This is a genomic window from Hyphococcus formosus (genome assembly GCF_046736345.1).
Taxonomy (GTDB): Bacteria; Pseudomonadota; Alphaproteobacteria; order Caulobacterales; family Parvularculaceae; genus Hyphococcus; species Hyphococcus formosus.
Genome location: NZ_CP157210.1, coordinates 2,285,403 through 2,304,023 on the forward strand (window position 1 = coordinate 2,285,403; position 18,621 = coordinate 2,304,023).

The window sequence follows — 18,621 nt, forward strand, 5'->3', positions numbered from 1 at the left end:
CAAATTGATCTTTCGACCAAACGGGTAAGTATGCATCGGGTGAGTATATATTTGTAATGCCGGTAAACCACATCACCCGAACGGAAATCAATATCGGTGCGCGCGCTGCGCCACTAATCGCGCGCGTCAATCGCCGCGCCAAGCGATTGATATTGAAGGTTGATCCTGTAACTGGGGAAATTCATGTCACCGCCCCGAGCAAAAGCGCATTGCCGCAGGCGATAAATTTCGCCCATGAGCGCGTAGAATGGATTGCCAGCCAGCTTCAGGATCAATTGCGCGCCAGGCCATTTGTTCCGGGGATGACGATCCCTTTCGCTGGTGTCGATCACATTATTATCAATGACGAAAACCGGCGCGGAGCCGTCAGGCTGGATCATGATTTTATCCCGGCGATTCGCGTTGGCGGGCGGCCTGAACACCTGAACCGGCGGGTTGCCGACTGGCTCAAACGACAGGCGCGGATACGCCTGACGGAACGTGCCGATTATTATTGCGAGCAATTGGGCCGCAAGCGCGGACGCATTCAGATCCGTGATACAAAAACCAGATGGGGCTCTTGTTCATCTGATGGGTCATTGTCTTTTTCGTGGCGACTGATTCTCGCGCCGCCAGAAATCATTGATTATGTTGCCGCCCATGAATGCGCGCATTTGATCCACCTCAATCATTCTCCGGCTTTTTGGCGGATTGTGAAATCGCTTGGCGTAGATTGCCGGGCAGCGGCGGATTGGCTGAATAAAGAGGGCCCAACCCTTTTTACCTATGGGGTTCCTTGCTCAACCGGATGATTGCAGCAAGGCCGCGATGGGATCTTGAGCCTTTTCCGGCATCACATAGACCGGCGGTGGCAATGCGCGCGCCATCATTTCGCGCCAGATTATCGCAGGCGCGCGGCCACCGGTAATTCCGTCCATTGGTGCGTTGTTATCATGACCTAGCCAGACAACGCCGACGAGACCGCCCGCGTGGCCCGCGAACCATGCATCTCTGCTATTTTGCGAAGTGCCGGTTTTGCCCGCGACTTTATAACCGGGAATCTTGGCGGCTTTGCCCGTGCCCCATTCGGTGACGCTCAACATCATGTCATTGGTGGCGGCAATCGCGCTTGGGGACGCCGCTTCGCTAATAATGGTTCCTGTACGGCGGAAAATAATATCACCATCTGCGGTTTCAATGCGGTCAATGACATGGGGCACAACCTGAAATCCGCCATTCGCAAAGGGCACATAAGCCGCTGCGAGATTTAATGGTGAAATTTCATCAACCCCAAGCGCCAAAGACGGACCAGGATTTAAACTCTCCGACCACCCCATATTTCGCGCAGTTTCACGAACATAGCCTCGGCCAACCCGCTCCTGCAACCGGATCGCCGCACTATTGAGCGAGCGCGCAAGCGCCTCGCGTAGCGTCACCTCGCCATAAAACTTGTCTTTGTAATTTCCGGGAGACCATTTCCCGATTTGTACCGGCGCATCGATAATCATGCTGTCTGCCATTTCGCCCCGCGACATGGCGGCCAAATAGACAAATGGCTTAAAGGCGGACCCAGGTTGCCGCTTTGCTTGTGTCGCTCGGTTATATTGACTACGGCCGTAATCGCGCCCGCCGATCATGGCGCGCACCGCCCCCTCACGATCCATAACCACAACCGCGCCCTCAATATTCTCAAGCCCATCGCCAGAAATTGCCAAACCGGCCACAAGACCTGTTTCCGCAGCGGCCTGCACCTTTGGATCAAAGGTTGTGCGTATAATGAGATCGGCATCGACACTTTGCGACAAGGTCCGTGCCTCGCGCATGACATGATCGATGAAATACGGTGCCGCCTCAAATCGCGGCGTCGCGAGTAATACAGGTTCGGCAATCGCCGCGTCCGCTTCGCGCCGCGTTAAAAAACCTGCGGTCACCATTTGCTCGATAACCAGTCGGCCACGCTTGCCTGCGTCATCGGGATTGCTCGTTGGAGAATAACGCGAAGGGGCCTTTAAAAGACCTGCAAGAACCGCCGCCTCTCCGACCGTTAGTTTAGATGCGGACTTTCCGAAATATCGATAGCTCGCAGCATCGATACCATAAGCACCAGCACCAAAATAAACGCGATTAAGATAAAGCGTTAGAATTTCATCTTTGCGAAATTTATGCTCTAGCCACAACGATAGCATAAGCTCCTGAATCTTACGCTTCATTGTGCGTTCACCGCTCAAGAAGACATTTTTGGCGAGCTGTTGTGTTATGGTCGAGCCGCCCTGACGAACAGAGCCTTCATTTGCATTTACGATCAGTGCACGCACGATTGAAACGGGGTTCGCCCCAAAATGATGGTAGAAATTCCTGTCCTCTACGGCGAGCACAGCATTAGGGACGTGGCGCGGCAGCGAAGCGAGCTTCACCGGCGCACCATGGCTCACCCCATGCATCATGATCGGCGCACCATCAGCGGCAAGCAGCGTAATTTTCGGACCATCGCCCTCGCGCCATAATTCCGCCGTGTCAGGAAGGTCACTGGCGAAATAGGCAAAAATCGCCGCAAAGATTACTAGCCCGGTAAAAGCGAAAACGCTTAGCTCTGCGGCCGCGCGGCTGAATGGTGCAAATGCAGCAAAACGCGATGTTGATCGCCTTCGCGTATTCCGGCGACGGGATTTCGCCTTTGGGCGGCGTTTTGCTTTGGTTTTCGTCTTTTTTCGAACCATAGATCATGCTTCGAATCTAGTGGTTAACGAGTGGTAAATAGACCGGCCAGAAAGTGATATTTCGCTTCCGGGAAAATTGCGCCATAATCGCTTTTTATTTGTAATTTTAGATTTGAGCCGGATCGAAGCGATCCCAAAAGAAAAAATAGGGGGCCAGGAATGGCGAAAGTAGCAGTCATGGACGATTTAGACGAGAAAACCACAGCGATCGTCGATGCTGCGAGGACCACATTTCTTGCGCGCGGTTTCGATGCGGCCAGCATGGACCAGATTGCCTTGACCGCAGGGGTTTCCAAACGAACGGTCTATAACCGCTTCCGGTCGAAAGAAGAGTTATTCGGCGCTGCGATCACCGAAACCTGCCGGCATCTATTACCGGTCAATGTCAGCGATATTGAAGATACGTTGCCGCCGGATGAATTAATTCGGGCCCTAAGCCGTGTTTTCGTTAAAGGAATTCTCGAGCCCGAGGCCCTCTCGCTACGGCGCATTGCTGCGTTCGAAGCGGAACGCACACCCGCAATCGGCAAAGCCTATATCGAACATGGCCCCGCCTCTATGGTGGCCGAATGCGCGCCCATCTTGGCGCGGCTGGCTGCGCGCGGGCATTTTGAAATTGATGACCCAGAGGCCGCCATTTGGCAGCTTGGCGCATTAATCACCGAACCGCTTCATACCCGCGTCTTGATGGGGGATATGCCGAGCGACCTTGATGCGGCCATCGATCATCAAGTTGAAAACGGCGTCGCCGCATTCATCAAAATCTATAGCCCGAAGAATTAGCGGCCAAAGCAACCCGCGCGGACGCCAAGCCCACATACATTCCGCCCATAAAAAAACCGGCGCAGTTTGCACTGCGCCGGTTTCTTAATTCGTAGTTTTCGTTCTTATTCGAACGAAATCACAACGTCTGAACGACGGTTGAGCGGCTCACGAACACCATCCGCAGTTGGTTTTGCGAGGTTCGTTTCACCATATGCTTCAATCCGGATCGCGTCTGGTGAAACACCGTTTGCGACAAGGCCGTCACGTACCGCACGGGCACGACGCTCAGAAAGCGCCTGGTTGTAAGCAGAGCTACCTGACGTATCAGTGTTACCTGAAACAACAACCGTTTCGATGTCGTTCTCAAGTGCACGAGCAGCCGCTTCTTGGATCAGCGTATTTGCCTGTGGTGTCAGGTTTGATTTATCGTAGTCGAAGTAAACGGTGAAGTTGATCGGATCGAGATCAACGTCAGTTTCGTCAACCATTTGTGGTGGGCATGAAGCCGATACCGGTACGCTTGAGCCATCCCAGCAGTCTTTGTACTGAGGAGCAGCAACCGGTGCCGCTGATGAACCGAAGTTCCAGCGAAGACCAGCAAACAGGCTGTGTGAGTCATATGCAGCTTCGAACGCAGCTGGAACACCGCCCAGCGTACCTGCGTAAGAACGCTTCTTGGTTGCGAAATAGCGATATGAAAGGTCGAGTGCGAGACCTTCAGAAAGTTCAAATGCTACACCAGCAATACCCTGATATGCGAGCGCCCAGCGGTCTGAACCGTAAGCAATCGCCAAAGGTGAGATTGGTGCGCCAGAAGTGTTCGTGCCGACAATGTCATGATCGATGTTTGCCACACCGACACCGACACCGACATAAGGAGCAAAGCCACCACGACCGAGGTCGAGAAGCACGTTACCCATAACAGCCATTGATGTTGTGTCACCGCTTACTGTGCCAGCTGGCCAACCGGAGAAACCAGCACCATCTGGATCGATCGAGTCGATTTCATTGTTGCGGTAAGAAAGCTCAAGCTCTGTGCGGAGGTTGTTCGCATATGAATAGCCGAGCGTTGTGTAGACACCGATGCCTGGATCATATTCTGCGTCTGAGTCAAACGCGAAAGCACCGCCACCACCGGACTGGTCGTTGGTGAGGTCTTTACCGTTGCCCAGATAGCTCAAGCCGGCGCCGATCGCGCCATAAAGGCCTTCGTAGGCATGAGCGGCTGGCGCAATGACCAATGTGGCCGCGGCCGCAAATAGTGTCGTCTTGAGTTTCATCGTTCCCCTCCTCAGGTGGACAAAAGATAAACCGCCAAAGCCCAACGCTAATTCGGGGCCGGCTTCCGGTGAATTTCACGCATTCCGTAGCTTCTATTAAGCCCGAAATATAGTGCGAATATGACGAATTTACCCTTTATGCTTAATATCGTCTTAATGATGTTGCAACAACGCATCGTTGCCTAGAGGCTTAGCTGCGTTTTCCTATAACAGGGTTGCTGCAGAGCAACAGTTTTTATTGAGATGAGTTCCAGAAAAGGAAAGATTTTATGCGTTACGCATTGATCGCATTGGCTCTTTTGACGCCGGGGATAAGTTTCGCTTCTGAAGGCGAAAACGACCGACTTTTACATAAGTTACAAGCGGATGTTTCCGCTGATCGTATCGAAAGCGATATAAAAAAGCTTGTCGCCTTCGGAACACGGCACACTTTATCGGAAACAGAATCAGAGAGCCGCGGCATTGGTGCTGCGCGGCGTTGGGTAAAAGCCGAATTTGACTCGATCTCTGATGATTGCGGCGGCTGCCTCGACGTTTTTTATGTGAGTGACTTTGTCGAAGGCGAAACGCGAATTCCCAACCGGACAGAAGTCGTCAACGTTATTGCGGTGCAACGCGGCACCCTGGACCCTGATCGTGTTGTGATGATGAGCGGGGATATCGATTCCCGTGTGAGCGACCCTATGAATAAAGACGACGATAGTCCCGGCGCGAATGATAATGCGTCCGGATTAGCAGGCGTCCTCGAAGCGGCGCGCGTGCTCTCGAAAGAAAAGTTCGCCGGCACAATCGTCTACGCAGGGTTATCCGGCGAGGAACAAGGCCTTTTCGGCGGCAAAATCCTGGCCCGTTACGCCCAACAAAACGGCTGGCGGGTAAAGGCAGTGCTCAATAATGACATGATCGGAAATATTGAAGGAATTGATGGTGTTATCGATAATTCGACCGCCCGTGTCTTTTCCGAAGGGACGCGATTTGTAGAGACAGAAGACGAGGCCCGCATACGCCGCTTTTCCGGTGGCGAGGTCGACTCGCCGTCCAGAAACCTCGCACGATATATTGATCGCCTTGCGGATGAATATATTCCAAACCTCGACATCATGATGGTGTATCGCCTCGATCGTTTCTCGCGTGGCGGGCACCATCGCCCGTTTAACGAAGCCGGTATGCCCGGTGTACGCATCATGGAGACACACGAAAATTATGTGCGACAACATCAAGATCTGCGCACTGAGGACGGTATTGAATATGGTGATGTCATTGAGGGCGTAAATTTTGATTACGCTCGCAAACTGACATCATTGAATGTTGTTGCACTGGCGGCGATGGCATCAGCCCCGCCTTTTCCCGCAAATGTCGAAATTGAAGGCGCTGTACAACCGTCAACGACCTTATCATGGGACCGGCCGAGCGGACGAAAGGCACGCAATTTAGCAGGCTATCGTATCCATTGGCGTCTGACTGACGCGCCACAATGGACCAACAGCATTGATGTCGGCGATGTTTCTGAATTCACATTGGAAAACATTGTCATCGACAATTATTTCTTTGGCGTTTCGTCGATTTCGGAAGACGGTGCTGAAAGCCCAGTCGTATTTCCGGGCCCCATGGGAAGCTTTGGTGAATAGAGGTGAATTCGCAATCGCAGCATGATTTCGATGCGCACAAAAATTCAACAGCACAAAGAGAAATTATCACAACGCTTTCAACCTATCTGCGAAAACATTTCGAGCGACAAAAAAACTTCATGACCACAAAGTAATGTTTTCTGTAGAAATATAGTTATTCGTCAGTTAGGCTCCTCAGCGGGGAAACCAGAATTGAAACGTGGGGTGTCCAAATGAAAGCAATTCTCTGGCTGATTATTCTCGTGCTTGCGGCTCTCGGGGTCGTGTCCATCGTTGAATATTTCAATCTATACGATGTACCGATGATCGAAGTTTCTAAAGAAGCATCAGACATCGCCGAATAAACTTCTCTTCTTCCCCCCGGTAAAGCTTGCGCTCTATCGGGGGGTGTTTTATCCACCAGAATCAGACGGTGCCCTCTTAACGAGGGAGAATAGGGAATGCGGTGTGAATCCGCAGCTGTGCCCGCAACTGTAAGCGGCTAGGCGTCTTGCATCTACGCCACTGGGAAACTCGGCAATTGCCGTCCCGGTAAGGCAGCAAGAAACCAGCGATCCGCGAAGTCAGGAGACCTGCCGTCGACGTCGTCTCTCGCCTGACCGGGAATAGTCAGTCGAGCGGTCAATCCGTCGTGGCGACATCCAAACATTTAACGGAGAGTCGCCAGTGACTAAATTCTATTCGTCTACCACTTTATCTATTTTCTCGTTTTTCCTTTCAGGCTCGATCATCGGCAGCGCCCAAGCGCAATCCGCACCTTTTGATCGGCTTGATGATGACATCGTCGTCACCGCAACACGGGTACCGACGTCACTATCAGAGGTCGGATCAACTGTTTCGGTTATCAGCGCGCAAGACATTCTCGACAATCAATATAACTTTGCGGCGGAAGCCCTGCGCGATACGGCCGGGGTCGAGATTGCGCGTAATGGCGGCCCGGGTGCCGCCACGGCGGCGCGAATTCGCGGTGCTGCCAGCGGGCAAACCTTGGTCATGATTGACGGTATCGTAGTCAATGACCCAAGCGCGCCTCAGGGTGGTTTTAATTTTGCCAATGTTGATGTCGCGGACATAGCACGTATCGAAGTTCTGCATGGCCCACAAAGCTTGCTCTATGGTGCCGATGCAATTGGGGGTGTTATTGCGATTACCACCAAGAAGGATCGTACGGGCACGAGCGCCTATCTTGAGGGCGGGTCGCGCGGGACAATTCGCGGCGGCGCAACAGCGCTATTGAGCGATGACAACGCTTATGGTCGTCTGACCGTATCGGGCACACGAACGGACGGCATCTCACGGGCATCGGTCGGCACGGAACAGGATGGATACCGCAACATCTCTGCGTCATTTTCTGGCGGCATAAAGCTTGGCAATGACTGGCAGGCCGAGTTGATTGGGCGCTATAGCGACAGCCATGCAGAAATCGACGGTTACGCTCCGCCTGATTTTTCCTTTGGCGATACAGACGACATTGAAGACACGACCGAGTTTGCCGTTGCTGGCCGACTGAAACAGGTAACTAATCATTATAATGGCACGCTGACTGTATCCTATAGCGATATCGACCGCGTGAACCTGAATAACGGGTTTGAAACCTATTCCGCTGATGGCGATCGTCTTTCTGCTGACTATCTTGGCGCGCTATCGGTGAGTGAAAGCATTAGAATCATCGGCGGCGGCGAAATTGAACGCAGTTCAGTTGTCGTCTCTGGCGTTGACGAATCTGCGACGGCGGGCGCTGTATTCGCAATGATCGAAGCGAAACCAAGCGAGGTTTTAACCCTGTCCGCTGGTGCGCGCCGCGATGAGTTTTCAAATTTCGATGGCGCAACCACGGCCCGCATCGCAGCCGTTTTAGAAGCGAGCGAAAACCTTTTCCTCCGCGCCAGTTGGGGGCAAGGTTTCCGTGCGCCTAGCCTATTCGAACTCAATTACGATCAATTCGGCACGGTGCCTAATCCTGACCTGCGGCCCGAAAAGGCAAATGGTTTCGATTTCGGCATTGAAAAACTGATTGGGGCGCATCGGTTTTCTACAACCTTTTTCCAGACCCGTGTGAAAGATCAAATCGATTTTGATTTTGCCGGGAGCGGCTATTTCAATATTGATCGGGCGCGCGCTCGCGGTGTCGAAACAGTTGCAGACTTTTCTCTGCATGAAAATTTATCTGCGCGGGCATCTTATACATTCACCGATGCTGTTGATCTCGACACTGATTTACCACTTTTACGGCAGCCAAAGCACAAAGCTGTGGCCACGATCAGCTACGCCCCTGTTCAAAGCTTAAACCTGTCGACCAGCATTCTTTATAACGGGCCGGAAGCGGATTTCCCTGTCGGCAATGACGACTTCATTCGTATCGATTTACGCGCCGCCTATGCACTAAGCGAAAAAATCGAGATCTATGGACGTATCGAAAATCTGACTGACACAGAGTACGAAGATGTCTCAGGTTATGGCGAAGCTGGCATTTCCGGCTTTGGCGGGTTACGAGTTCGCCTATGATCAGACGGGTGTCCGCGTTGGGCTTTTTTCTGGCGTTGGCGGTTTTGAAAACTGCCGACGCGAAACCCGACGCGGTCTCTCTTGATTATTGTGCGGATCAATATGTCCTTAAACTCGCCGACGATGATCAAATATTAGCGGTCTCGCGCGGCGCAGATAAAGACTATTCCTATATGCGGATCGCGGCGAAAAAACACAGCCGCGTCCGCCCTACCCGCGAAGAAGTTTTTGCGCTTGAGCCGCAAATAGTTATTCGTCAATGGGGTGGTGGGGCGAATGCGGAAGCAGCTTTCAGTGCATTCGGCGCAGAAGTTATTACGCTACGCCCCGCGTCGAGCTTTGATGATGTCATCGATAACATTCGGATGGTGGCAACCGCATTGGAACAAACCGATCGCGGCGAAGAGGTGATTAAAAACCTCCGCGCGCGACTGGCTTTGATTGAGCACGAAAAAAATGTTTCGGCGCTCTATGTAACGCCGGGCGGGGTCACCGCGGGCAGCGGCACAATGATAGACGCAATTATCGCCGCCGCAGGGGCGCGCAACAAAACCGCAGAGCGCGGATTACACTACTATCCGCCCTTATCTGCCGAGGCGTTATTGCTTGATCCGCCAGAATTTATCGTCGCCGGTTTTTTTCAATCGCGTGATGAAGGTATCAATCATTGGTCGGCAGCGCGACACCCGGCCATCACATCGACCATTGAAACGATTCCGCATGTTAGCCTCTCACCGGATTTGATCTCCTGCCCGGCATGGTTCGCCGTAGAAGCATCTGAAAAAATCGCCGACGCAATTGCGGAGCACTCGCCATGAAAAATTATGTGGCCGCAAATTTGTTATTGGTAATGCTGTCGAGCCTTAGCGCCGTCCTGATTGCGTTATCACTCTTTATTGGGCCAGTCGATATTGGCATTGGCGAATCGCTATCTGGTCTGTTCAGTGATAATGGTGCCGTTTCCGCGATCGTGCGCGAGATAAGATTACCCCGCGCACTCGCAGCATGGCTTGCCGGCGCATGTTTGGGTGCAGCGGGTGCGGGACTTCAGGGGCTATTACGCAACCCATTGGCCGATCCCGGCGTTTTGGGGGTTTCCGCTGCCGCTGCTTTGGGGGCAGTCGTTGCAATCTATTTTAACATCGCCGCTTTTGCCTTTTGGGTAACGCCATTCGCTGCGATATTGTTCGCAACAATCGCAACCTCGATTTTATATGCGCTCGGCGCAGGGCGCGTTTCTACGGCGCGATTGATTTTGATCGGCGTTGGCATCTCATCCCTAAGCGGGGCATTGATTTCTCTTGCGATGAATTTGGCCCCGAATCCATTTGCCCTTAGCGATTTGATGAACTGGCTATTCGGCACGGTTTCCAATCGGAGCTTTCGAGATATTTTCTTGGTCATGCCGTTCGCCGCATTTGGCCTTTTCCTTTTGTTAGTGAGCGGTCCCGGTCTTTCGGCTCTCACCTTAGGCGAAGAAACAGCGGCCAGCATCGGCGCAAATTTAAAGCGCACCCGTCTTTTCGTCATTGGCGGGGCGTCCGCCCTTGTTGGCGCGAGCGTCGCAATTGCTGGCGCTATCGGCTTTGTCGGCATAGTGGCACCGCATATTGTGCGCGCTTTCTCTGGGCATAACCCAGCCAGGGTCATTTTGCCGAGCGCCATATTAGGCGGCGCAATCTTAACCGGGGCCGATCTATTAATCCGCATACTTCCGTTTGATCAGGAATTGAAATTAGGCGTTGCCGCCGCCCTCATTGGGGCACCGGGGTTTGTTTGGGTGGCGATCACCAGCAAGCGGATAGCGTCATGACCGATATTCTTGATGTCAAATCGCTACACATATCGTTGGGCGGGACATCTGTTCTTCACGATGTCAGCTTTCGAGCGGGCACGAATGAATTTATCGGTCTCGTCGGGCCGAATGGTGCCGGTAAATCGACGTTGCTACGGGCAATTGCAGGCCTTGCGGCGATCGATTCTGGTTATTGCCGGATAAAGGGTAAACCGGTTGATTTTTATTCGCCCATTGAGCGCGCCCAACATATTTCGTATCTGCCGCAAGCTCGGCCAGTTTACTGGTCAATGCTGGCGCGGGATATTGTAGCACTCGGACGCTTTGCTTATGGCAGCCCCTTAAAACTCGATGACCGCGATCAGGCGGCGGTCGCGAACGCCCTGAAAGACGCAGGCGCAGAATCGCTTGCTGATCGTCCGGTTGCGGAATTATCCGGTGGCGAGCGCGCCCGCATACACCTCGCGCGAACATTAGCCACTGAGACACCGCTTATCCTTGCGGATGAACCGATTGCCGCCCTGGACCCGGCGCATCAGCTGTCGGTGATGCGCATGCTACGCGGTAAAGCCGATGCGGGTCATACAATCATCGCCGCATTGCATGAACTACCGCTTGCCTCGCGCTATTGTACGCGGATCATTATTTTGGCTGATGGCAGGGTGACTGGCGATAACCCGTCGACAAAACTGTCACCCGAATTGATCGAAACCGTATTCGGCGTCACACCAATCATGGATTCAAATGGGGTTATCAATGGTCTATTGCCATTGACCACTTAATCCGATTTTGAGGCCGACTTTTCTTTCTGCCAATAGACTTCTTTAGCGCCGATAATCTTGGCCTCGACCCGCGCAATGACAAAAAGAACATCCGACAGCCGGTTTAGATATTGAACCGCGTGTTTCGCCGCCGGTTCATCTCGGAAAAAAGTCGTCATTGAACGTTCCACACGACGACAGGTCGTGCGGGCAACATGGCAAAACCCAAGAACCGGCGCACCGCCCGGCAGAATAAATTCTTTTAATGGCGGCAGGTCTTTGTTCAAACGCTCAGCAGCCTCATCTAATCGCGCGACATGGGCCGCGGACAAAAGCTCCGTCCCCGGAAAACAAAGCGCGCCCCCTAAATCAAATAGGTCATGCTGCACTTCTTCGAATAATTTTGCCAAATCACCGACCGCAAGGTGGGCAATAACCACCCCGACCCAACTGTTCAATTCATCGACCTCTCCCAAGAGATTGATGCGGGCATCATCCTTGGGGACCCGCGTCCCATCCCCTAAGGATGTTTCGCCTTTATCGCCGCCGCGCGTTACGATTTTCGTTAGTCGGTTTGCCATTTTCATCACCGTATTATTTTTGCGAACCATACAACAAAAAAGCGCCCGGCGATAACCAGGCGCTTTTCCAATAATTGAGGTCGGGCCTATTAAGCGCCCGTTTTTTCGGGCGGATGCATACCGCCTTCCATGGGTTGTCCGGCTTGCGCCTCGCCAGCGAGCGCATGTGACGGATCACCCATCGTATCAATATGCATAAGCTTTTTGATAATGGGTGATAGCAGCAACATGAACACGCCTACGCCCATCGCGACATAGGCCACATTCGTATAGACCTCGACATAGGTTGCCTTGGCCGCCGCAATATCCGTGAGCTGACCACCGATGGTTTCAGCGCCCGTTGCCCGGGCGATCACACCAGCGAGATAGTTCGACAGACCGGAATAGAGGAACCATGCCCCCATACTCATGCCGACCGCACGTGCGGGAGCCAGTTTCGTCACCTGCGAAAGGCCTACAGGCGATACCATCAACTCACCCATTGTATGAATCCAATAGATCAGGAAGATGAAATAAACCGCCGTCATGGCAACGCCAGACCCAGAAGCCGCAATGCCGCCAACGAGTGACAAGAAGCCCAGCCCCGCAAGGAAAACACCAAACGCAAATTTAACCGGCGCTGATGGTTCCATCTTGCGTCTTGCAAGAGCCATCCACATCCACGCAAAGATCGGTGCGAAGACGACGATATAGCCCGCATTCAGGAACTGGAATACCGGTGTCGGCACGGAAATGCCAAACATGGTTCGGTCTACCAAGCGATCCGTAAACAGGGTCAGCGACGATCCAGCCTGCTCGAACAATGCCCAGAACGGGATCTGTGCGAGAATAAAATAGATCGCTGCCAGCATCCGGTCGCGTTCAGTTCCTTTGAGCCGCGAAACCGCGTAACCGACAAGGAACACAAAGATCAGAATACCCAAAAGACCGACGAACCATTCTTCGATCAAATGCGCATTCATCACCGTCAGCATTGCAAAAATCACAATCCCTAAGCCGGTGAGATAACAAGCCCATTCAACATTGATCGGACCAAGGACCTTTTCTTTCAGCTTTTCATAGCTAGGCGGATCAGCGCGACCTTCGAGCCAAGGCTGGAAGAAAAGGAACGTCAAAAGACCGGCGAGCATGCCGATACCTGCGAGACCAAAGCCCCATTTCCAGCCATAAACGATACCAATGATACCGACCGTCAGGGACGAAAGAAGCGAGCCGAGATTGATCCCCATATAAAAGATCGTAAAGCCGGAATCCCGGCGAGTATCGCCCAGATCGTAAAGAGCCCCAACAATTGTTGAGATATTCGCTTTAAGGAAACCAACACCGGCGATAATCAAGGCAAGCGCCAGATAGAGTGTATTGACGAAGATGTCCTGTTTCTCGATCCGTGTTTCATAGGCGTCGGTCGGAATAGTCGCCGGTAAGCCAACAACATCAGGCTGTTCAATCAACATCTCTTTAGCGCCATCGCTAAAGGTAATTACGGATTGTCCGCTGTCGGAGATAATAATCTGCGGTGCATCACCGCCGCGCCCATCGAGGGCGATTTGATATTCCTGACCTTCATAGGTCAAAATTTCTTTCGAACCACTCCCTTCAAAAGCCATCAATCCGTGGCCCATCACCAGAAGGATCGCGCCATAGGTAACCGCTTTTCGCTGCCCGAGATATTTATCAGCCAGAGACCCGCCAATAATCGTCATCACATAGACCAGCGCCGTATAGGCGCCATACATGACCGCAGAGCGCTCATCCGAAAAAAGAAAATGCTGGGTCAAATAAAGAACCAGCAATCCTCGCATGCCGTAATAGGAAAACCGTTCCCACATCTCCGTGAAAAACAGAATGAACAGGCCCCGCGGATGGCCCAATATCGTTTTTTCGCCGGGAGGTATGGCCCCCGTAGCGGCTGAATCGTTCATAAATGCTCCTTGCGCAGCTTCCGGATCGGCAAAAACCGAGCGGAGCTGACATTTATTTACCCCCTGCGTTGTCCCCTCCGGACACGCATTGAGGGACACAATAGGCTAAAAATGAGCGGAAAATCCAGCCGTTAGACCCGTGATGCCAGTTGAACGATTACCGCGTGCACTACCGCATTCATGGCCGAAAATTTCTTAGCTGAGAAGTTCAGAAGAGATTTATCTGCCGGAAGAGGACTTCGCCGTGACCGCGCGAATGAAGCCCGTCACTGAGATTGCCAGCCAAAACAACTCAATAACAAAGGAGGCAGCATTGAAAGTATTCGCGAGTGAAAAAAGGATCAGGACTGCGCCGATACCATTGAGCGCTGGGTAAAGAGGACGCCTGACATCCATCCGCCCCATTTGAGACAGAAAGTAGGTACCAACAACGAGGGCAACCCCAACAAACCCGACAAAATCTGGAACAGATAGCTGCATTGCGTTTGTTTATCGGAAATTGCGCGATTGTCGAGAGTGCACACAGATTTGTGCAACCTCGGCGTCAGAGCAGTTGGAAGCCAAGTTGCAGAATCGCGACGAAAGCAATCACCGCAATCAACATGACCAAGCCATCGCGCGCGGTAATTGCCACCCCGAACAATACAACTGCCCAGGAAGGTGCCGCGACGGCAAATGGTATGGCATCAAATGGGATCATCGCAACGCCGAGCAGCGTGACAATACCCGCCGCGACCCGTCGCATAATGTCGCCGGTCGCCCAGTTCAACCGCTCGGTGATGAGGTGATCGATAAAGCGCAGCATGGGGGAAAGCCGGCCGCGCAAGTCACGCAACTGATCTTCCTTCACCGACCGATCAAGGAGCAATCCGGGTAGCCAGGGGTGCGCCTTACCCGCCACCATTTGAACAGAAAGTATGACAATCATTACACCAACAATTGCCGCAGCTCCGGGGACAGCCGCTAAAGGTGTACCGCCGATAATGCCGAGGATAATGAATAGCGGCCCATAGCTTCGGTCGTCCCACGCGGTAAAAACATCTCGGAAGGTTACACAGCCATCGTCCGATGAATCGATTGCGCTATCGACGATCGATTCAAGCGGTGCATCGCGCTCGTCATGACTTCCTTTAGTTTCTACCATGGACCGAGAACATCTCTCGCCGTCCAAGGTTCCGAATATTTCGCTTTCTGTTGAAACGCGCAAGAATAATGCGTGCTGGTTGCGCTATTGTTCCGGCGACCAGGTGCATTTTCCGATATTGCTATAGTTTGCACCCAAGCGCTTGTAAAACTTAATAGCTTTGGAATTGTCTGGGCGGACTGTCCAACTGACCTGCATTGACTGCGATTGCGCAATCTCAAAAACCGCACGCATCAGCGCTTCGCCCGCACCGTGGCCACGATATTCCGCCGAAACGAAGAGATCATCCAGATTTATGCGCTGTGTCCCGCTCCACATATGAAACGCATACGCATAGGTCGCATAACCAATGACTTTATCGTCAAGATACGCAAATAATCCGCTCCAGGACGGTTCTTTACCAAACCCGGATATGCGTAGGTCTTCGGGCGAGACAGTAAGGAATTTCTCCAGCCCTTCATATTGGGCAAGCGATTTCATCAACTCATAAAGCGTATCAACATCATCTTCCGTGATACGCTTTATATTAAGCTGAGAGGTCATCTCCTCTAGGCCTGCATCGTCCAGCCTTCAACGGCCATGGCTGCCTGCCGAACGGCTTCGGAACGTGTTGGGTGCGCATGACATGTCCGCGCAATATCCTCGGATGCGCCGCCAAATTCGATCACGCTGACAGCTTCTGCGATTAACTCGCCCGCTTCGACGCCAACAATATGAACGCCGAGAACGCGATCGGTTTCGCTGTCCGCAAGCACCTTCACAAAACCGTCTGTTTCATGATTAGTTTTTGCGCGGCTATTGGCCATGAACGGGAATTTCCCGGCTTTGTAGGAAACACCCTCCTCTTTGAGTTGCTCTTCCGTTTTTCCAACCGATGCAACTTCGGGATAGGTGTAAACAACATTCGGCACTGTATCATAATTCACATGCCCGGCTTTTCCGGCAATCAATTCAATACAAGCAACCGCGTCGTCTTCGGCCTTATGCGCGAGCATTGGTCCATGGATGCAATCACCAATCGCCCAAATGCCATCAACATTGGTTTTGAAGTGATTGGTTAGAATAAATCCGCGCTTGTCGGTTTCGACACCGACATTGCCAAGGCCCAAACTCTCTGTGTAAGGACGACGACCGATTGCAACCAATACAGCATCAGCTGTGATCGTTTCGACGTCACCGCCAGCCGCCGGTTCGACCGTCAATTTTACATTCGTCTTGTTTTTCTTCGCGCCTGTTACCTTTGACGATAGCTTGAAATCGACGCCTTGCTTTTTGAGGATCCGCTGGAATTGTTTTGAAACCTCGCCGTCCATCGTCGGCAAAATACGATCGAGAAATTCAACGACGGTTACTTTCGCGCCGAGCCGACGCCAAACGGAACCAAGCTCAAGGCCGATGACACCGCCGCCGATAACCACGAGATGTTTTGGCACTTTCGGTAGCGCCAACGCGCCGGTAGACGAGACGACTTGTTTTTCATCGATCTCAACGCCCGGCAATGGCGTTACCTCTGAACCGGTCGCAATAACAATATGTTTTGCATCAAGCTCAACGGTTTCGTCGCCCGTGACACAAACCTTACCCGGCGCGATGATCTCGCCCGATCCCAAAAAGGTCGTGACCTTGTTTTTCTTCATAAGAAATTCAACGCCATTGGTCAGGCCTTCGACCGCATCATCTTTTTGCTTGAGCATCTGCGGGAGATCGACAGAAACGCCCGTCGTCTTGATCCCGAGACCAGCAAAATCCTTCTCTGCGATTTCGTAAAGCTGAGAAGCGTGAAGCAGCGCCTTTGACGGAATACACCCGACATTGAGGCAAGTGCCGCCAAGTTTTTTGCTGTCACGTTTTTCAATGATCGCCGCCTTCAGACCTAGCTGACCGGCGCGGATGGCCGCGTTGTAACCGCCAGGACCGGCACCAATGATTACGACGTCAAATGATTGGCTCATCTGAATTCCTTACTATTTTATATGCAAAAACCGGCGCGAAACCGCGCCGGCAAGAGATTAAAGATCGAGCAATAAGCGCTGCGGATCTTCGAGGTTTTCTTTGACACGGACAAGGAAGGTCACCGCGCCTTTGCCATCGACGATCCGGTGATCATAGGACATGGCGAGATACATCATCGGACGGATGACAACTTCACCATTTCGGGCGACCGGCCGCTGCTCAATACGGTGCATACCGAGAATACCCGATTGCGGCTGATTGAGGATTGGCGTCGACAACAGCGACCCGTAAACACCGCCATTGGAAATGGTGAATGTTCCGCCCTGCATGTCTTCAAGCTTGAGGTCGCCGGAACGCGCCTTGCGTCCATATTCGGCGATTTCGAGCTCAATTTCAGCCATTGATTTTAGGTCCGCATCACGGATCACCGGAACGACCAGCCCTTTGTCTGTTCCGACGGCTACACCGATATCGTAATGATCTTTATAGATGATGTCGGTGCCGTCGATTTCCGCGTTTACATCCGGCACTTCTTTTAGTGCGTGCACACACGCCTTCACGAAGAACGACATAAAGCCGAGCTTAATTCCGTGCTTCTTATCGAACAGGTCTTTGTACTGATTGCGAAGCTCCATGACGGCTGTCATGTCGACGTCGTTAAAGGTCGTCAGCATCGCTGCAGTGTCTTGTGCTTCTTTCAAGCGCCGTGCAATGGTCTGGCGCAGGCGAGACATTTTTACTCGCTCTTCGCGATCACCTAGATCGCGTGGCGCAGACGGCGCGCGCGTTTGTTGCGCCGGCTTCGCAGTCGCCGCCAAGGCATCTGCTTTAGTGATCCGGCCATCTTTGCCCGAGCCCTGAATCGCATTTGCGTCCAAACCACGTTCAGCAATCACACGGCGCGGCGCAGGCGAAAGCGGCTTGTCACTTGATTCAGAGACGTCATGACCCGCCGCAGCTGCCGCGCGTGGCGATGGTCGATTGGCGTCGCCAATTTCGCTCGCCGGTGCAACGCCATTAGACGCAGAACCGCCTGCCTCAATGATGGCGATAAGCGCATCGACTTCGACGGTGTCGCCTTCGGCCGCCATAATCTTTTTGATCACACCTGCCGCAGGAGATGGAACATCCATCGCCGCTTTGTCTGTTTCCAGACTGACAATTGGCTCATCGCGCTCAACGGTTTCGCCTTCTTTCTTGAACCATTCGCCAATATCGGCTTCGGTCACCGACTCGCCAGAGGCTGGTACGCGAACTTCGATTTCTTCGCCGCCGCCTGCATTGGCCACTGGTTCTGATTTCGCTGCAGGCGCAGGTTTCGACGATGCCGCAGCGCCCGCCGCATCGATTGCACCTAGCAGCGCGTCAACCTCTACCGTTTCGCCTTCTTGGGCAGAAATACTCGAAAGGACTCCAGCGACCGGGGCCGGCACTTCGACCGAAACCTTATCGGTCTCTAGTTCGACCAAAGGCTCATCAGCGCTGACGGCCTCCCCTTCACTTTTCATCCATTTCGCAATCGTCGCTTCGGTAACGGACTCACCAAGCGTTGGAACGCGGATTTCGGTAGCCATTCTTTTCTATCTCCTGT

At 52.8% G+C, this 18,621-nt stretch carries 17 protein-coding genes and 1 riboswitch; of the genes, 8 read left to right on the forward strand and 9 right to left on the reverse strand.

Features of this window, described 5'->3' with window-relative positions; translation table 11 throughout:
- The first annotated feature begins 56 nt into the window (after positions 1–56).
- Positions 57–791 (forward strand): M48 family metallopeptidase, encoded by a 735-nt coding sequence (locus tag ABFZ83_RS10485; protein WP_411816501.1) that lies wholly within the window; start codon positions 57–59, stop codon positions 789–791.
- Here ABFZ83_RS10485 and ABFZ83_RS10490 read toward each other — a convergent pair.
- Positions 780–2,696: a transglycosylase domain-containing protein gene (locus ABFZ83_RS10490; RefSeq protein WP_411816502.1), complete on the reverse strand. Its 1,917-nt coding sequence runs from the start codon at positions 2,694–2,696 to the stop codon at positions 780–782. The genes ABFZ83_RS10485 and ABFZ83_RS10490 overlap by 12 nt on opposite strands.
- Before the next feature lie 159 nt (positions 2,697–2,855).
- Here ABFZ83_RS10490 and ABFZ83_RS10495 point away from each other — a divergent pair, with 159 nt between their 5' ends.
- Positions 2,856–3,479: a TetR/AcrR family transcriptional regulator gene (locus ABFZ83_RS10495; protein ID WP_411816503.1), complete on the forward strand. Its 624-nt coding sequence runs from the start codon at positions 2,856–2,858 to the stop codon at positions 3,477–3,479.
- A gap of 104 nt (positions 3,480–3,583) precedes the next feature.
- On the opposite strand, the gene ABFZ83_RS10500 is transcribed toward ABFZ83_RS10495, so the two are convergent.
- Positions 3,584–4,741 (reverse strand): OmpA family protein, encoded by a 1,158-nt coding sequence (locus tag ABFZ83_RS10500; protein ID WP_411816504.1) that lies wholly within the window; start codon positions 4,739–4,741, stop codon positions 3,584–3,586.
- Positions 4,742–5,010: 269 nt separating this feature from the next.
- Between ABFZ83_RS10500 and ABFZ83_RS10505 the strand changes: the two genes are divergently transcribed.
- From ABFZ83_RS10505 to ABFZ83_RS10530, 6 genes are all read left to right on the forward strand, one after another.
- On the forward strand, positions 5,011–6,369 hold the full coding sequence (locus tag ABFZ83_RS10505; protein ID WP_411816505.1) for a M28 family metallopeptidase: 1,359 nt from the start codon (positions 5,011–5,013) through the stop codon (positions 6,367–6,369).
- Between the two features lie 212 nt (positions 6,370–6,581).
- On the forward strand, positions 6,582–6,713 hold the full coding sequence (locus ABFZ83_RS10510; RefSeq protein ID WP_411816506.1) for a hypothetical protein: 132 nt from the start codon (positions 6,582–6,584) through the stop codon (positions 6,711–6,713).
- Between the two features lie 49 nt (positions 6,714–6,762).
- Positions 6,763–6,964: riboswitch (cobalamin riboswitch) on the forward strand.
- A gap of 71 nt (positions 6,965–7,035) precedes the next feature.
- On the forward strand, positions 7,036–8,874 hold the full coding sequence (locus ABFZ83_RS10515) for a TonB-dependent receptor plug domain-containing protein (protein WP_411816507.1): 1,839 nt from the start codon (positions 7,036–7,038) through the stop codon (positions 8,872–8,874).
- The gene (locus ABFZ83_RS10520) at positions 8,871–9,692 is read left to right on the forward strand and encodes an ABC transporter substrate-binding protein (protein WP_411816508.1); all 822 of its coding nucleotides are present in this window, start codon (positions 8,871–8,873) and stop codon (positions 9,690–9,692) included. The genes ABFZ83_RS10515 and ABFZ83_RS10520 overlap by 4 nt, the downstream gene beginning before the upstream one ends.
- Positions 9,689–10,687: a FecCD family ABC transporter permease gene (locus tag ABFZ83_RS10525; RefSeq protein WP_411816509.1), complete on the forward strand. Its 999-nt coding sequence runs from the start codon at positions 9,689–9,691 to the stop codon at positions 10,685–10,687. Before ABFZ83_RS10520 ends, ABFZ83_RS10525 begins: the two co-directional genes overlap by 4 nt.
- Complete coding sequence (locus tag ABFZ83_RS10530) at positions 10,684–11,451, forward strand: ABC transporter ATP-binding protein (protein WP_411816510.1); 768 nt, start codon at positions 10,684–10,686, stop codon at positions 11,449–11,451. The genes ABFZ83_RS10525 and ABFZ83_RS10530 overlap by 4 nt, the downstream gene beginning before the upstream one ends.
- Here the strand turns inward: ABFZ83_RS10530 and ABFZ83_RS10535 are convergent.
- The 7 genes from ABFZ83_RS10535 to odhB all read right to left on the reverse strand — a co-directional run bounded on the left by ABFZ83_RS10535 (position 11,448) and on the right by odhB (position 18,604).
- A complete protein-coding gene (locus ABFZ83_RS10535) occupies positions 11,448–12,011 on the reverse strand; it encodes a cob(I)yrinic acid a,c-diamide adenosyltransferase (protein WP_411816511.1) in 564 nt (187 codons plus the stop codon). The two genes, ABFZ83_RS10530 and ABFZ83_RS10535, sit on opposite strands and share 4 nt — an antisense overlap.
- 89 nt (positions 12,012–12,100) lie before the next feature.
- The gene (locus ABFZ83_RS10540) at positions 12,101–13,933 is read right to left on the reverse strand and encodes a peptide MFS transporter (protein ID WP_411816512.1); all 1,833 of its coding nucleotides are present in this window, start codon (positions 13,931–13,933) and stop codon (positions 12,101–12,103) included.
- A gap of 219 nt (positions 13,934–14,152) precedes the next feature.
- Entirely contained in the window at positions 14,153–14,413 is a 261-nt protein-coding gene (locus tag ABFZ83_RS10545) for a CBU_0592 family membrane protein (protein WP_411816513.1), read from the reverse strand.
- Positions 14,414–14,477: 64 nt separating this feature from the next.
- Positions 14,478–15,077 (reverse strand): exopolysaccharide biosynthesis protein, encoded by a 600-nt coding sequence (locus ABFZ83_RS10550; RefSeq protein WP_411816514.1) that lies wholly within the window; start codon positions 15,075–15,077, stop codon positions 14,478–14,480.
- An 84-nt stretch (positions 15,078–15,161) separates the two neighbouring features.
- On the reverse strand, positions 15,162–15,620 hold the full coding sequence (locus ABFZ83_RS10555; protein WP_411816515.1) for an N-acetyltransferase family protein: 459 nt from the start codon (positions 15,618–15,620) through the stop codon (positions 15,162–15,164).
- A 5-nt stretch (positions 15,621–15,625) separates the two neighbouring features.
- Entirely contained in the window at positions 15,626–17,029 is a 1,404-nt protein-coding gene (gene lpdA / locus ABFZ83_RS10560; protein WP_411816516.1) for a dihydrolipoyl dehydrogenase, read from the reverse strand.
- Positions 17,030–17,086: 57 nt separating this feature from the next.
- The gene (gene odhB / locus ABFZ83_RS10565) at positions 17,087–18,604 is read right to left on the reverse strand and encodes a 2-oxoglutarate dehydrogenase complex dihydrolipoyllysine-residue succinyltransferase (protein ID WP_411816517.1); all 1,518 of its coding nucleotides are present in this window, start codon (positions 18,602–18,604) and stop codon (positions 17,087–17,089) included.
- Between the last annotated feature and the right edge of the window lie 17 nt (positions 18,605–18,621).

What these genes read in the sequence shown, in the direction of transcription:
- ABFZ83_RS10485 (WP_411816501.1), top strand. Translation starts at nt 57, where the DNA reads ATGCCGGTAAACCACATCACCCGAACGGAAATCAATATCGGTGCGCGC.
- ABFZ83_RS10490 (WP_411816502.1), bottom strand. Translation starts at nt 2,696, where the DNA reads ATGGTTCGAAAAAAGACGAAAACCAAAGCAAAACGCCGCCCAAAGGCG.
- ABFZ83_RS10495 (WP_411816503.1), top strand. Translation starts at nt 2,856, where the DNA reads ATGGCGAAAGTAGCAGTCATGGACGATTTAGACGAGAAAACCACAGCG.
- ABFZ83_RS10500 (WP_411816504.1), bottom strand. Translation starts at nt 4,741, where the DNA reads ATGAAACTCAAGACGACACTATTTGCGGCCGCGGCCACATTGGTCATT.
- ABFZ83_RS10505 (WP_411816505.1), top strand. Translation starts at nt 5,011, where the DNA reads ATGCGTTACGCATTGATCGCATTGGCTCTTTTGACGCCGGGGATAAGT.
- ABFZ83_RS10510 (WP_411816506.1), top strand. Translation starts at nt 6,582, where the DNA reads ATGAAAGCAATTCTCTGGCTGATTATTCTCGTGCTTGCGGCTCTCGGG.
- ABFZ83_RS10520 (WP_411816508.1), top strand. Translation starts at nt 8,871, where the DNA reads ATGATCAGACGGGTGTCCGCGTTGGGCTTTTTTCTGGCGTTGGCGGTT.
- ABFZ83_RS10525 (WP_411816509.1), top strand. Translation starts at nt 9,689, where the DNA reads ATGAAAAATTATGTGGCCGCAAATTTGTTATTGGTAATGCTGTCGAGC.
- ABFZ83_RS10530 (WP_411816510.1), top strand. Translation starts at nt 10,684, where the DNA reads ATGACCGATATTCTTGATGTCAAATCGCTACACATATCGTTGGGCGGG.
- ABFZ83_RS10535 (WP_411816511.1), bottom strand. Translation starts at nt 12,011, where the DNA reads ATGGCAAACCGACTAACGAAAATCGTAACGCGCGGCGGCGATAAAGGC.
- ABFZ83_RS10540 (WP_411816512.1), bottom strand. Translation starts at nt 13,933, where the DNA reads ATGAACGATTCAGCCGCTACGGGGGCCATACCTCCCGGCGAAAAAACG.
- ABFZ83_RS10545 (WP_411816513.1), bottom strand. Translation starts at nt 14,413, where the DNA reads ATGCAGCTATCTGTTCCAGATTTTGTCGGGTTTGTTGGGGTTGCCCTC.
- ABFZ83_RS10550 (WP_411816514.1), bottom strand. Translation starts at nt 15,077, where the DNA reads ATGGTAGAAACTAAAGGAAGTCATGACGAGCGCGATGCACCGCTTGAA.
- ABFZ83_RS10555 (WP_411816515.1), bottom strand. Translation starts at nt 15,620, where the DNA reads ATGACCTCTCAGCTTAATATAAAGCGTATCACGGAAGATGATGTTGAT.
- lpdA (WP_411816516.1), bottom strand. Translation starts at nt 17,029, where the DNA reads ATGAGCCAATCATTTGACGTCGTAATCATTGGTGCCGGTCCTGGCGGT.
- odhB (WP_411816517.1), bottom strand. Translation starts at nt 18,604, where the DNA reads ATGGCTACCGAAATCCGCGTTCCAACGCTTGGTGAGTCCGTTACCGAA.